Here is a 14,494-nt window from a genome sequence, read left to right on the forward strand (position 1 = left end):
CATACCCCAAACACAGTGGCTTTACCCGAGGCTTGGATGTTGGCAGTCGGTCGTCTATTTGCCGGCCCGACCCGGCCTCCAGACCGTCATTGCGTGTAATGATTTCCAAAACCCAACGATTGAGTCTTCGTGTCGCCATCATCGCCGCGGAGGCCCGGGCGGGGGCTCACACGGCCCTGCTGATGGATAGGATCCTACACGGACAGGATACTGACGAAACCGAGCAGGTCCTGTGTCGCGAAATGGACGTCCTGGCAGCGTTGCGTGCCCACGCAAAAGCGCGGAACAAGGATGAGCCATCGCCGTAAGAGGTTCATTCCTACGGCTACTGATCTGTACCTTCCCTCCAGTAGACCCGACCGCATTGCAGCGGGTCCGCTATGGGCACTTAGTTGGGATTGTCGCGGCGTCTGGTTTGGGTCGGTAGGAGGCCGTCCGCTTTTCCGGCCGACCGTCTCCCAAGCGGCCGTTCCGCTTACGGCCAGTTTCGGTTGTTCGTGGTCAGCTCGACTGCTGGTAAGCAGAAGCTTCGAGAGCTAGACAATAGTCGGTAGTGGATGATGCTGAGCATCAGATTTTACTCGCCTAACCATACGTTGCTCGCGAGTGTGAGGGTGGCCACTTGGTGCCGCGGCAGCGAACTATTGGCTGCTGCTAAAGGCAGATGAAGCTTTTTCTTCCCCAGCATCGGCCCCGAGTTCTCGATGAGGCGCAGCGAGGTAGTCGGCGGCGCGCGAGGCCTGCGAAGCGGCGTGGCTGAGCGCGCGTGGGTTGGCACGCAGCAGTGGCGCCCAGGAAGCGCAGTAGGCGGCGTGGTCGGGGTGGGGCGTGCGCGCGAGCCCGAGGTCGGCCAGAACGAAGGCGGCGCCGAGTTCGGCCACGAGTTCCTCGGCGGCGTAGGCGCGCGCACCGAACCGTGCGGTGAGGTCGCGGGCGAGGCGGTGGGGGGCACCGGTCCAGTGTACCAGTTCGTGGGCGAGCGTGCCGGCGTGGCCCGTGCGCGTGCGAAAGGCGGTCCGTGGCGGCAGGTGAATCGTGTCGGTGGCCGGGACGTAGCAGGCGCGAGTGCCGCCCTCGCGGATCTGCGCGCCGGTGGCCGCGACGAAGGTGTCGAAGGCCGGTAGGGATGCGGGTGGTGCCGCGTGGGTGGTGGCGTCCGCGGTCGGCGGGGCGGAATCGACCTGGGCGGCGTTGAAAACGTGGGCGGCGCGGGCAACGAAGGGGGCGCCATCGGGCGGGTCGGCGTCGCCGGTGTCCGCCAGGGCGCTGCGGGGCAGGTCCTTGTAGAACAGCACCAGCGTGCCGCGCTCGGCCTTGCGGACCTGCGCGCCAAGGGCGGCCCACTGGCGGTAGGTGGCCCAGCGGGCGTCGGCGTAGCCCTTGGCCTGAGCCGCGCACCACAGGGCGAGCACGTTGATGCCGCGGTAGCGTCGGCAGGTGCGGGCGTTGCGCGGCATCGGGTCTGCGCCTTGCCAGGGCGGGGTCCACGAAGCGGGGTCGGCGGTCTCGAGCTGGGCGAGGATGGCCGCGGCGACGTGGGTGTGCAGGTCGGCGGGGCGCGGGTCGGCGGGCATGGGCGGTGATCCGGGAACCCCAACGGGGGCGTGGGTCCGGGTTCCCGTGCGGGCGGCGATCGTTCACCGGGATGCTCGGCTCGGCGTCCGCGTGCCCCGTGCGATGTGGGGGGCTACCTGCCTGGAACTTGGTGGACGTTGGAGGGAGGCCGGCTTGCTGAAGGCAAGGCTTTGCCGGGCGCGGGCAAAGCCTCGATCGTCCGGGGCGGGTGGAACTCGGAGCCACGCCGTCGGTCGACCGGCGGATCGACGTGCGACCCCGCGAGGGGCAGGCCGGGGCTGTGCTGTCGGCCTTTATGCACCGCTTCCCGTCAGCTTGGACGGCCAGCGCGGACGTTCCCCGCCGCTCGATCCGGCTGACGGCGGGGTGTCCTGGAGGTCGGGGCGACCCGTTGCCTCCTCCTGCGGTCCGTCCCCGGGTCGGGGTGGGACCGCTTGCGGCCGATGCCCTTCGGCGTGCGACCCGGCGGTCCCCATCCCGCATGGCTGGCGGTGGAGGCTCGGGGCTCATAGGGAGCGTGGCCCTTTTCCTTGGCGGGGCAAGAGGTCCGCGACACGCGGTGTAGGCGAAGCAGCGTTTCAGCAAGCCGCGTGTGTCGCGGATGGACTTCAGGCGAAGCGAATCAGCGGAAGCCCCGCTCATGTGAGCCCAGCTTGGGCGGCGTTCGTGCAGGAGGGCTTGGGCACCATAGGCGGTGACGATTCTCTAAGCGTCCTTAGGTCAGTGACAAATCTCGCCGCTTTGGTTCACATCTTCGTGATCAGAGGCAAGATTTTCTATTTTTGGTTGTGGACGGTGTGCCCACCGCTGCAGTGTCTAGTTAGCTAAGCGTTTGCTAAGATATTGTCTTACTTTAGCTTTATCGGATATGGCGGTCGGCGATGGTGGTCTGCTTCGGTTGTATGCCGACACGTCATAATCCATTCCCTAAGGGCTAAATAGTATTCGGGATAATTTTTTGCTAATCCGATGTTTTAAGCTTGTATTATCTCATTGCGGGTGGTTGTTAGACCTGCCGGCAGCGAAGACGTGTCCGGCAAGCCTCAGCTAGAACGGTAGATGGGCCATGCACATCGAAGATGATGGCGCGCCTCGCGGCGCGGCAGAAGGAGCACGTCTCGAGGGTGACACTGTCACACGAGGCGTTGTTCACGAAGATAAGGCAGTTTCGCTCCATTCAGAACCTGCGCGCGCAGAGTCCTGCGGGACACCGAGCCCCGAGGTACAGACGCCGGTCGATGCGCCAGAACTGTCGCCGACGTCCAGTGGTCTTGGGATGATTGAGCAGACGGACAAGGTGGCCTTCTTCGACCAGATCGAGAAGGTATCTGATTTGGGGAAGCGAGCGTTCCTGCTGCGCTGCGGGGGGTTCAAGCCGTACGACGAGCGGACCCGCCGCCTAATCAGTTCGGTGGCCGAGGAGGGTCCGACAGGCGCCGTCGTCCAGGGTCTGCTGCACACGCCGCAGCCGATGCCTGCGCCCATCATGAAGCCAGTGCGCCAGCGGCGCCCGCCGAAGCTTAAGTCAGTGAAGCCGCCGAAATGCTTGATCGACACGCTGCTCAGTGAGGACGACGAGGCAGCCTGACCCCACGGTGATCACGAGGCGATACCCTGTCGCGTCCGTGACCTTAGTCTCGGACCGGCACCCTGTTCCTCAGAGCGACCCAAGCGAACGTCCATGCCGAGGCGGGTCGTTCTCCCTGGCTACTTGGTAGTACGACGATGCTCGACTTCGATGAGGAAAAATCATTCTTTGAACGGACAGAAGAGGAGTTCTTCCAGCCCTACGCCGACAGTCATCAGCGGGCGATGCGAGATGCCATTATCGGCGGCAGTATGGCCGTTTACCTAGAGCAGTTCCAGCTGCAGTCGCGCTTTATCACGCGGATGCAGTTCTGGCGGGCACATCAGGCAGTGGCGTTCGTTAACTATCAGGGGGCCATCCTTAACGTGAATGTGACCGTCGCTTGGGACAGGATGGGTCACCGCTACGGCCAGGAAGTCGACGCGGTGCACTGCCGCTTTATGCAGGCCCAGCGCAAGTTCATGCGGCGGCACGGAGCCCCGAACTACAACTACACGGTCTTCGAGCGGTCAGAGACGTTTGGCCTGCATTCGCACAGTGGGGTCCACGTCCCCGACCAGGTGTACCCGCAGTACCGGCGGTGGCTGGAGCGGTACGTCAAGCGGATTGACCGCGTAGGATCCAAACGACGCCTGCACGTCCGGCGCCGCCGCGAGACGGCCGTCGCCCGTGCGATCGAGGAGCAGTGGCGTTGGTTCCGCTACTGCATGAAGGGGGTCAACCCGGGCCTTTATGACCACGAGCGGGATGTCCACGGTTTGGCGCCCAACGACACCTTCACGGGCTTTCATGGCCTGAAGCACCGGTACTCGGGCATCGTGACGCTGCAGCGCGTGCGGGTGTCGCAGGACATGCTTCGGAAGGCTAGGCGGGAGGCCGGTTACCCCGAGCGCTACTACCTGATCGACGGAGAGCACCGGTACGACGACTTCGAGTACCGGCGCGGGGAGGCTGACCGTCTGACGGAGATGCTTCGGTGCGATCCGATCTAGTAGACAGGCCCCTGGGGGCACCAGGGAGATCACGCCGCCGCTGAGCGGGCCGGCCTTTATTCCGGGTCTTCGTGAACTCGCAGTTTGAGAAGCCCGCCGGGGATCCCCGGCGGGCTTCTCTGCGTGTGCGCCCGTTCGTGACGTGGGCCCTGCCGGTGATCCAGACGCGGCCCATCGTGCAGTATCCAGCGCGGCGCGGTCCGTTGACCGATCGTTCGTGAGCTTCTCCGCACGGTCCGTGGCGGTCGTTGGGAGCGCCTCCGTTCGTCCGCCGGGAAAACTGCCAGTTTCGCCGCTCTCGCAGTAATGGACGTTTGCCGGGCCAAACTGGCACGGCGCTTTGAAAAAAGCTTTCATGCCAATTACTTGCGCGTAGAGTTGGGGCAGGCGGCCCGGTAGGCGGTTTGGGCCTGCATCAGCGTGAATCGCGCTGGGGCGCGGGGGGCAGCGGAACCTTGAGTACGCCCGCCCTGGTCGTCGGGCGCTGCCTGGTCGAGGACCGCTACCGAGAGGGAGATGAAGCGGAGAAACGTCTGACGCGCATGCGGGATTGTGGGGGCACGGTGCCGCTCATCGCGTTCACCGTCATGGTGACGGCGTTGGCCGCGGCCGGGCTCGCGGGGGTGATGTCGCGAAGCTTTAGCCCTTGGTCTTGCTCATGAGAAAGCCGAGGGCATTGGAGACCACCGAGCCGGCTGCGCTCGCTGCCCCCGACGCGACCGCCCCCGCCGCCCCAGCTGGGCCCGAGGCGGCGGCCAGCATCTTCGCGGTGACCGACTCGCCGATCTGCTCCTGCGCCGTGACAGGCTGGTGCGACCGCAGCCGCGGGGCAGCCAGCAGCAGCACGCGACGGTCATTCTCGATCAGCGCGGCCACGCCTGCATCTGCGGTACCGACGAAGGACGCGCCATCCTCGAACTGGACCTCGATGACGGCTTTCTGCCGCGGCGCCCCGTCGAGGGCGGTCAAGCCGACGCTCAAGACTGAGGCGGCGAGGGCCAGCGAATTAGTAGGGTCGATTGTTTGGGCGAGCGTCACGCCCCCCGCGCAGCGCCGCGTTCTCCCGCAGACCGGTGACGACCTGCTCCATCATCGTCTGCCTGCCTTCGACACCTCCGTGCAGGATCACTGCGACGACGGTCTCGACGCCGCGGCCCAGACCCTGCGGTAGGGTGAAGAGCCCCGTGTCGTAAGTCCCTGAGCCGCGACCGCATTCACCCGCTATGATGGTCAGGTCTGCCACTCAGGATCTCCTCTGGCGCCAAGCGGTCGAACGGCGCGGGGTACGAGAGAGCGCTCCGGCCTCGACTGCGATGATTGCTCTCGAAACCTCGACGTCGATGGCGTGCGCCCGCCGGTGTCATCATGACGTCAGCTATGACCGGCTTTCAGACCGTCTGCGATGCCGGCAGTGGGCTTGCTATCGTCAGCAGTGCCCCCTGCGCGGTCAGCGCGCCGTCCCGCGTCATCCCCTCGATTTGCGCCCCGATGACGTCGCGCAGCTGCGCGCTCGTCGCTTTGAATCCGAGCATCCGCGCGACCGCCGGGACGATCTCCTCGGCGCTCGCCCCGAAACTCCCCGACACGACCTCCTGGATCGCTGCGCGCAGCTCGGTCGGCGGCAGCATCTCCGGCCGCCGCAGCGTGCCGGATCCCGCCAGGCTCCGGTCGCGCACGGTGATGGACTGGCCCGGCAGCGCGAGGAACGGTCCGTCCCGCTCGATTCCCCCGCGGGCGCGAGCCGCCTCGACGCCGCGCTCGACCGCCGCCTGAATGCGCGGACCGCTGCGCTGCAGGCACCAGGCCTGGCGCACGCGCGCGGTCACCTCGTCGACGTGTACCGGCCCCTCGACCGCCACGACCTGCTCGACGAGGCCGGCCAGCAGCCCCGTGGGCGTCTCGTGCAGTTCGGGCTGGCCGCGCGGGGCGTCGGGCACCAACTCCACGTAGAGGCGGCTGGGCTGATCGTCCGGGCGTTCGCTCAGACCTATCTCAACGATGTCGGCCCGCTCGATCGTCACGACCTCGACCGGGACGGCTCGCGCACGGGTCCCGCCGAACTCGAGGCGCGCGTCGAGTTCGATCTTGGCCGCCTCGATCGCCGCGACCGTCCGCGCGAGCTGTTCCTCCGGACGCTGGAACCAGTCCGTGCTCCAGATCCGGTGGATGATCCAGCCGTGGTCCTCGAGCACGGCCTGGCGCAGCCGGTCCCGGTCGCGCGCCGAGCGGGACGCGTGGTAGGCCGCACCGTCGCACTCGATGCCCAGGAGATAACGCCCCGGCCGCTCTGGGTCGGCGATGGCGAGATCGATGAAGAAGCCCGCCAGCCCGACCTGCGGGTGGACCTGATAGCCGCGGGCCTGCAGTGAGCGTGCGACCTGCGCCTCGAATACGCTGTCGTGGTCGCGCCCCGTCATCTGCGCGATGCCGAGCCGCCCCGTGCGGGCGAAGTGCAGGAACAGCTTGAAGGCCAGCACGCCCTTCCCCTTGGCGCGCTCAAGGTCGATGTCCTCATCGGTGATCGAGGCGTAGACCTCGCAGCGCCGCTTGGCCCGGCTGATCAGAACGTTGAGGCGCCGCTCGCCCCCCTCCGCGCTCAAGGGCCCGAAGCGCATCGCCATGTACCCTTGCGCGTTGCGCCCGTAGCCCACCGAGATCATCACGACGTCGCGTTCGTCGCCCTGCACGTTCTCGAGGTTCTTGACGAAGAACGGCTCGCTTGGGTGATCTTGGAAGAAGCTTTCCGTCTCGGGGTTGAGCCGGCGCAGACGCTCGACCTCGTCCTGGATGGCGCGGCGCTGCTTAACCGAGAACGCCACGACGCCCAGGCTGAGGTTCGGGGTGGCCAGCGCATGCCGGAGCACGGCCTCGGCCACGGCCTTCGCCTCGACCGGGTTGGTGCCGGTGTTGCCGCTGTCGAATACGCCGTCCGCTACCGCGTGGAAACGCAGGCCCATGCCGGCCTCTCCGGTGTAGGGGCTCGGCACGATGAACAGCTTGTTCTCGTAGAACTGGCTGTTCGAGACGGCGATCAGCGACTGGTGCCGGCTACGGTAGTGCCACCTCAGCATGCGCTGGGGCAGGCCGCGGGCGGTGAACAGGCTGAGCACGCTCTCGACGTCGGCGACCTGCGCGGTGCCGTCGTCGTCCTCGTCGCCCGTCCCGCCGGTCATCTTGGCGAAGAAGCGGGTCGGCGGCAGCTGCTTCTCATCGCCGACTACGACGACCTGCCGCGCGCGGGCGATGGCGCCCAGCGCGTCGACCGGCTGGATCTGGCTCGCCTCGTCCATCACGAGAAGGTCGAACTCGATCACTCCTGGCGGCAGGAACTGAGCCACCGAGAGCGGGCTCATCATCAGGACGGGTTTGAGCGCCTGGATCGCGGGGGCAGCGCGCTGCACGAGCTGCCGGATCGGCATGTGCCCGCGCCTGCGCGCCATCTCGGCCCGCAGCACGCCGAGCGGCCCGACCCCGCCCGCGACCTTGGGGATGCGTCGGTGGTGGGCGCGGGCGACCTCGACGCTGGCGAGCGCGATGCGCTGTCGGTCCAGATCGGCGAACTGGGCGGCCAGTCGCCCGTGCAGCTCGCCGTCGAAGCGGGCGAGCGCCGGATCTTCCTTCGCGAGCCTGCGAAACAGCGCCTCGAAGTAGGCCATCTCGAAGGCTGGCCGGGCGGTGTCCGGCGCGAGGCGGCCGTCGGCCAGCCGATCGACAAGCTCGCCGAGCCCGAGCTCTCGGGCGCGGTTGGCGCGCTCGCGATAGGCGACCCATTTCGAGAGGCCCTCGACCCCCGCGCCCCACCGCGCGAGACCGGCGGCCAGCGCCTCCGTCGGGATCGCGGTCGCACCTACGTGGGCGAACAGCGCGACCACGTCGAGCCTTAGCTCGACGAAGAGCGCGTCAAGGCCGGCGGCCAAGCGCCTGGCCTCGGCCGCGGCCATCTCCGCCTGCCTGGCCAGTGCGGCTCGGTCTGGGACGCGGGCGGCTTGCTCGCGGATTTCGGCGTTGTCCCAGATCCACGCTGCGGCGGCCTTGAGGGCAGGCCAGTCGGAACTCGGACCGCGCCAAGCCAGCCCGAATGCGGTGCGGCCGAGGGCGTCCGCGGCCTCGAGCGCGTCGGCGGCCTCCTGTGCGGCGGCCAGGCGCGCGAGCAGGGCGAGGCGGTGGGCAACGGTCGTGTCGGCCGCGATCATCACCGCACGGCACCCCGCATCGAGGGCGGCGACCGCCCCCGCGCGATCGGCGAGCCGCGCGAGGGGAGCCCGGTCGACGCCCGTCACGTCCGGGAAGGCCGAACCGTTCGCATCGTCGAGATCCGCCCAGTGGCGGAGTGCAAGCGGGGTGAGCCCCTCGTGCAGTCGCGCTAGGGCGGAGGCCCGCGCTTCGAGGTCGGCACGGTCGGGTAGGCGGCTCGCGATCAGGCGCGGTTCGGCCCCGAGGCCGCGCAGGCTGCGCATCCAGGCGACGAGGGCCTGGAGCGGCTCGGGTCGGGACCTCTCGGCCCGCCAGTCGACGCCGAACGCCGCCCGTCCAAAGGCGTCCTCGGCCTGCAGGAACGCGACCGCCGTCTTGCCGGCCTGGAGCGCGTCGAGGGCGGCGAGCACGGCTGGCAGCGGGGTGGTGGGAGAAGCGAGCACCGTCTTCACGAGGCGGTTGGCCGCGCGCCACTCGCTCGACAGGAACCGGGTGAGGCTTGTGCCCTTGACCGCGAGGACTCGGCGAACCGCGGCGAGTTCCGTCGTCCAGGCGGCCTCGGTCAGGACACCCGCGGTAGCCGCACGGCTCTGGGCGAGCGTGACTGCCGCCTCGGCGAGGTCTCCTGCCTGATCGACTCCACGCTCCCACACGGTCGCGGCGAAGGCTTCGGGACTCGCGTCCGGGGCGTCCGCCACGCGCCGCGCGGTGGCCACGAGCCGCTCGATGTCGCTCAAGGTCTCGACGGCTACCGCGGACCCGAGCCGCCCCTTCAGGTCGCGGGCGGCGGTCAGCAGCCGCGGGACCTGCGCCTCGAACGCGGCCATGCGGGCAAATCCTTCGGCCGGAAAGGCTTTCGGCAAGGTCTCGAGCCCGGCGCGCAGGCCTGCGACGTCGATCGCGTAGGCCTCCGCCCGTACCGCGCCCGAGAGTTCGGCGACGAGCGCGGCGTGGGCGCCCCCGCGCTCGAGGAGCGCGGTGAGTTCGGGCCGATGCGTGTTCCACGCTTCACAGCCGAGGGATGCGTCGCCCAGAACCGTCGGCGCCCGGGCGAAGCGTTCAGCCAGCGCGGCCGCGAGCTCGAGGTCACCGAGGGACGCGAATCCCGGTCGCCCGAGTGAGCCGCCCACGACCTCAGCCTCGGCGCGCGCCGCCGCAAGAGCCGCCCGGAAGTCGGCGAGGCGGAGCTTAAGCCGCTCGACGTCGGTCGGCAGGATCGCCTCAAGGCCTACACCGCGCCAAGGGTGGTCATCAGGCCGGCCAATGTCGGCGACGCGCTGGGCGAGCTCGCTTAGCAGATCGTCGCGCCGGCGTACCCCGTCCGCGTCCCAGCCCGGCGCCGCGGACAGTTCGAGATCCGTCGGGCGCTCACCATCCTGACGCAGGCGCGTGAGGTGCCCGATGACTTGATAAGGGGTAAGGCCTGAGGGGGCGTGCTGGTGGTGTAGCCGCGCCGGATGGGCGTTCAGCGCATCGCGTGCCTCCGTCAGGCGGGCGATCAGGCTCGCCTCGGCGCCCGATCGGGGTGCCCCGAGCTCCCAGGTGCGGCGCAGCTCGTCGAGAAGCGCGCGCTTGTTGGCCTTGTTGGAGTGTAGCTCAAGGCAAGCGTCACCGACTCCCGCGCCGTCGAGTCGGCGTTTGACAACCTCAAGCGCCGCCATCTTCTCGGCGACAAACAGCACGCTGCGCCCGTCGGCGACCGCCGCCGCGATGATGTTGGCGATGGTCTGCGACTTGCCGGTGCCGGGCGGGCCCTGGATGACGAGGTCGCGACCGCGCCGAACCTCGTGCACGGCCACCGATTGCGAACTGTCGCAGTCGACGATGTGGAGCTGCTCGGCCGGCCCGATGTGCGGGTCGATCGCCGCGTCCTCGCCGATGAGATCGTCGGCCGCCGGAAAGCCGTCGGACAGAAGGGCCCGGATGGTCGCGCGATCCGTGAAGCGGGCGCCAACCGGCCAGTTGGCCGGGTCGAGGTCGCGGTACATCAGGAACTTCGCGAACGAGAAGAATCCGAGCACGATGTCGTCGGGCAGGACCTCCCAGCCGGGCTTCAGAGCAACCGCCCGCGCTACGTCGGCGGCGTAGGCCGTCGGATCGAACTCCTCTCCGAGTTCCATCCCGGGCAGGCGGATCGTATGAACACGCTCGAGATAGGCTTCGAGCGAGAGGTTTGGGGCCTGCTCTTCGCCGCGCCAGCGCAGACGGAAGCGCTCGGCGGCCGAACCGCGCTCGAGCCTGACCGGCAGCAGCGTTAAAGGCGCGTACCGGATGTTGGCCGCGTTATTGGGGTCGACCCACTTCAGCGTGCCGAGCGCGAGGTAGAGGACGTTGACGCCCTGCTCCTCCTCGAGCGTGCGGGCATCGACGTAGAGTTCGAGCAAGCGCTTCTGCAGCCCCTCCGAGGTCAGGCGGGTCTGGAGTTTGGTGTCGGCGTGGCGACTGTAGACGCCGCGCTCATTGAGGGTGTCGGTTTCGGGCTGGGGGAGCGCGTCGACCTCGTCCGGCTCGGCTTTGGCCTCGGCCTCCGGGGTCTCAGGAGTGTCCGGTTCGGCCTTCGTCCGGCTGACGCGGCCGGGCAGAAAGGTGAAGGCCTTGCCTTCACGCAGAAGCATCCGGAACACCTCGGACGCTTTCTCGTCGACGATCTCGAGGGATTTCGCGCTCTTGGCTGAGCGCGGGATATTGAGCAGACGATTGCGCGCGGAGAGGTCGAGGAGCTCGGCGCGCGCCCGCTCGACCTTAACGTCTACAGGTAGATCCGATTGGAAGACTGAACCGGAGCTGTCGTCCTGCCCCGCCGACGCCGTTCCTGCCATCGTTCCCTCCGTTGGGTAACTTGAACGATATTCAGGCACAGGTTGTCTATGGCTGTCTGGACACACGTCGGCGAACGGTGTTGGCCGTCGAGCTCCTGTGTCCGACCGGCGGGGACGAGCTGCAGCTCGTGGGCTGCGTCGGAGGCCGTCTGTCAGCAGAATGCCCGTCGTCAGACGTGCCAAGTTTCAGACACTTGGCGTGGCCGGAATCGGCGCGGGAACGGCGATGGGCCCGCGCGGGTGGTGCCGTCCTGTACGGCGTGGTCGGTGGCACTGAGCGGTCGCGTGCGCCTGCTCCTCCAACCGCCGGAGCCAGAGGTCGGCGAGGTCGCTCAGGGCATCTGTCAGGTCACGGGGCCACCAGGGTTCGCGCACGAAGTGGAAGGACAGGGTCACGCGTGTGGCGATCATCAGCCCCGGTTGGATCCGCGGCGTCAGATCAAGGGTGAGTGCCAGGGTGGATGTCTCGCCCCCATTGAGAAGGGCCCTCTCGTCCCTGGTCGTTGCAGTGAAGCGTGCGCTCGACGCATGCCGCGTCCGGAGCGGGCGGCGCTCGCTGATGCCAGCCCGCGCAGAGTGCAGCGTGACTGCGCTGGGCCCATCGGGGGCGTGATTGAGGCTGATCGCGATCGGGGGTGGTCGCTGCGCGTCTACCGCTGGCGACCTGAACAGGCTCGGGTGCTGGAGAATCCGCGCAAGGTGGCGGGGGCGGCGTCGATGCAGCGGCTCGTAGTGAGCGTGGCGGCGAAGCGGCGGTAATCGTAGTGGTGGAAGAACATGAAGGGGCGCCCTGTGGGAGGGACGCCGCACCGGGACTGCGGCGAGGGTACTGGGTAAGGGGGCGGGAAGTAGCACCTATCGAGTGCAGGCGCAGAAGTGCGTATGAGGCAAGTCGTATCTGCGACAGAATTCCGGTGCGGCGCCGTCGATCGACGGGTACCGTTCTAAACCACAATGATCCGTTCTGATAGATTTCACCTTTGCAGCGGTTCGATGGCGCCATCAAGGTTTGTGCTGAGTATTTGAATTGCGCCGGGTCGAGCTGAGCGCGCTGACTGGACGAAGAGGTCAGCGCATCGGCGGTAAGCGTAGGCTACGGATGGCCGAGCGTGGGGCCCTGGCGGGATCGTCAGCCGCATCGGGGACGAAGTGGGGTGCGGCCGTCCATCCGGTCAGGGCGGGCGACCGCAGTGGTGGGGCCGTGTCAGGCGGCGCGGGCCACCCGCTCGACGAAGCGTCGGCTAGCGTGTGGCTGGCGGTGTCGCACCGGCAGCGTCGGGCCTGCCGGTATGTCGGTCGTGGGCGGTGCCGACGGTGTCACGGTGGGGATCGGCGCTGTCCGAGGCGCTGGCATGGCCGCGAGTTCGAGTTCGCCGTTGACGAGCCACCAGTCGGTGTAACGGCGATGCAGCGCGCGGGCGTGGTCCGGGAGGCCGGCTGTCGCCATGGCCACGAACGCCTTCTCCAGCGTCAGCGGGACGAACGGGATCGGTCCGGCCTGCGGCTCGGTGAGTTGGCGCGTGTATGCCGTGGCCGCGGCGTGCGCGAGATGGTTGTGGGTGGGGGCAATGAAGGCCAGCGTCGCCGTGTCCGCGAGCCCGGCCGTAAGCATGGCGCTCGCGAGACAGTGCTGGCGGTAGAGCTGCTGGCAGGCTGGGCCGATTAGGGTCGGGTCGTCCGGGTCCACGAACAGATCGGGGGTGGTGCGGGCGATCTGCGCGTGTCGCGGGTGAGGCGGCGGCGCGGGCTCGTGGCCGGCTTCGCTGTACTTGATCTCGATGGCGATGATGGCGCGGGCGCCGGTCGCGTCCCGGCCGCGTAGCACGACGTCGTAGGCGGTGCGGTCGGCGGTGAAACGCGGGTCGCCGCGGCCGGGGCTGTGCTCGAACAGGATGTCGGTGACCTCGGTCAGAGTCCCGGGCAGAAGTTCGGCGACGAAGCGTGTGGCAAGTGCGAGGTCGCGGGCAAGCGGACCGAACAGGTTGAAGGCCAGCGGCTGCGAGGACAGCAGGTTGGTCTTCAGCCGGTCGACGTCGTAGGCCGCGCCCGGCTCGCGGTACGCCAGGGCGCGGGTGACCACCGGGACGATGTCCGGATAAAGGAAGTTGCTGCCCAGTGCGCCGGCCACGGTCGAGATGCGCGAGCCGAGGCGGCGGGGGTGATGTAATTCCCGGCTGTTGACGTGGATACCGATCGCAAGGCCGCGGTCCTCGCGCCACAGCGCCTGGAGGAAGCGGGCGGCGGCCTTAAACCGGTGGTCGGCGGGGATGAAGACTCGGTGCCGGCGGCGGAGGGATTCGGGGATGAGAGGCACGCGGTCGATGATGCCGAGGCCGGTGGGGTCGAGGACGGCGCGGGCGGCGGCCGTGAGGGGGGTGGGGTCGTCGGTGGTGGCGGGCGGCAGGGGAGCGGTGATGTCCATCGGGCGAATCCTGGGTCACAGCCGCGGTGGTGCGGCTGGACCGGGGTTCCCGGAAAGGGCAGCGCAGTGAACGACGAAGGGTACGGCGCGGCTTGGCGCCCTACCACGCTGGCAGTGCGCAGGAGCGTAGTCTGTCTGGTGCTTCGGCGTAGTCGCCGGTGGAGGTGCCGGTCCGCCAGGGGGCGGTGGCAGCTGTGGTCGTCCACATCGGCGGCGATACGGCAGGCATGCCGGCGGGTGCCGGCGTAGGGGTGGTAGGCGCAGGTAGTCCGCCACCGTCACCACCCGGCCGGCTGTGTGCGCCTCGTCCCTGGTCTGATTGATGTTTTCGCGAAGATAGCGAGTCTGACAGCCCGAGTGCATTCGCCGCTGTGCGTCAAAGCGCCGTCGTCCGTTCCGAGATGCGCCACGAGCGGACTTCGACGCACCGCCCGGAAGCGGACGTTCACTTGCAAGACTACCTTCCGGTGTCGACCCAACATGGTCGCCCAGACGCGTCTCCCCTTTGCCCGAGACCGACGCTTGGCGACGAGGGCTCACGAGACCCAGGGTGCTGTCACCGAACGTTACACAGAAGCCCAGCAGGGTCACACCGCAGCTACGTCGCGTGGTGACAAAGCTTCCAGCCGCCCTGACCACTATGCGGCGATGGAGGATCACAGATGCCCGATGAGGCCGAAGTCATCCACGTGGCGTGGGGTGCAAGCAGGGCGGACACCATCCGTGACGCTCTTCGGTCACAGGGCGACGAAGCGCGGGTCATCGCGCTCTCGGGCGACCTGAATTTCGGCCCCATCAATCCGCCGGACCCAGATGTTCGACACGCGTGGCTCAGAGCCGTCCTGCGACCCGATCCCTACGCCGACCAGCGCGAGGCAGAGGAGCCATGGATGGAAGCCACGTC

The 14,494-nt window shown here is 68.2% G+C and carries 8 protein-coding genes; 3 read left to right on the forward strand and 5 right to left on the reverse strand.

What is annotated here, in order from left to right; genetic code table 11:
• Positions 1–641: 641 nt before the first annotated feature.
• Complete coding sequence (locus BM396_RS29430; RefSeq protein WP_051976238.1) at positions 642–1,574, reverse strand: ArdC family protein; 933 nt, start codon at positions 1,572–1,574, stop codon at positions 642–644.
• Positions 1,575–2,851: 1,277 nt separating this feature from the next.
• Here BM396_RS29430 and BM396_RS29435 point away from each other — a divergent pair.
• Both BM396_RS29435 and BM396_RS29440 read left to right on the forward strand, forming a co-directional pair.
• Positions 2,852–3,163, forward strand: coding sequence for a hypothetical protein (locus BM396_RS29435; protein ID WP_043387246.1), 312 nt, complete (start codon positions 2,852–2,854; stop codon positions 3,161–3,163).
• Between the two features lie 137 nt (positions 3,164–3,300).
• A complete protein-coding gene (locus BM396_RS29440) occupies positions 3,301–4,155 on the forward strand; it encodes a hypothetical protein (RefSeq protein ID WP_043387249.1) in 855 nt (284 codons plus the stop codon).
• A 639-nt stretch (positions 4,156–4,794) separates the two neighbouring features.
• Here BM396_RS29440 and BM396_RS29445 read toward each other — a convergent pair.
• The 4 genes from BM396_RS29445 to BM396_RS29465 all read right to left on the reverse strand — a co-directional run bounded on the left by BM396_RS29445 (position 4,795) and on the right by BM396_RS29465 (position 13,590).
• A complete protein-coding gene (locus tag BM396_RS29445) occupies positions 4,795–5,124 on the reverse strand; it encodes a hypothetical protein (protein WP_043387250.1) in 330 nt (109 codons plus the stop codon).
• Positions 5,125–5,161: 37 nt separating this feature from the next.
• Positions 5,162–5,398, reverse strand: coding sequence for a hypothetical protein (locus BM396_RS29450; protein ID WP_043387251.1), 237 nt, complete (start codon positions 5,396–5,398; stop codon positions 5,162–5,164).
• Between the two features lie 145 nt (positions 5,399–5,543).
• Positions 5,544–11,168 carry a DUF3320 domain-containing protein gene (locus tag BM396_RS29455; RefSeq protein WP_043387252.1) on the reverse strand — a complete coding sequence of 1,875 codons (5,625 nt, stop codon included), beginning with the start codon at positions 11,166–11,168 and terminating at the stop codon, positions 5,544–5,546.
• A 1,204-nt stretch (positions 11,169–12,372) separates the two neighbouring features.
• Positions 12,373–13,590: a PGN_0703 family putative restriction endonuclease gene (locus tag BM396_RS29465; protein ID WP_043387254.1), complete on the reverse strand. Its 1,218-nt coding sequence runs from the start codon at positions 13,588–13,590 to the stop codon at positions 12,373–12,375.
• 662 nt (positions 13,591–14,252) lie between these two features.
• Here BM396_RS29465 and BM396_RS29470 point away from each other — a divergent pair.
• Positions 14,253–14,494: DUF1835 domain-containing protein (locus BM396_RS29470; protein WP_139239572.1), on the forward strand; the 242-nt coding region annotated here is incomplete at its 3' end.

This window comes from Methylobacterium sp. UNCCL125 (genome assembly GCF_900116795.1).
Classification (GTDB): Bacteria; Pseudomonadota; Alphaproteobacteria; order Rhizobiales; family Beijerinckiaceae; genus Methylobacterium; species Methylobacterium fujisawaense.

Excerpts from the sequence above, each read along its gene's own strand:
- BM396_RS29430 (WP_051976238.1), bottom strand. The coding sequence starts at position 1,574 with ATGCCCGCCGACCCGCGCCCCGCCGACCTGCACACCCACGTCGCCGCG.
- BM396_RS29435 (WP_043387246.1), top strand. The coding sequence starts at position 2,852 with ATGATTGAGCAGACGGACAAGGTGGCCTTCTTCGACCAGATCGAGAAG.
- BM396_RS29440 (WP_043387249.1), top strand. The coding sequence starts at position 3,301 with ATGCTCGACTTCGATGAGGAAAAATCATTCTTTGAACGGACAGAAGAG.
- BM396_RS29455 (WP_043387252.1), bottom strand. The coding sequence starts at position 11,168 with ATGGCAGGAACGGCGTCGGCGGGGCAGGACGACAGCTCCGGTTCAGTC.
- BM396_RS29465 (WP_043387254.1), bottom strand. The coding sequence starts at position 13,590 with ATGGACATCACCGCTCCCCTGCCGCCCGCCACCACCGACGACCCCACC.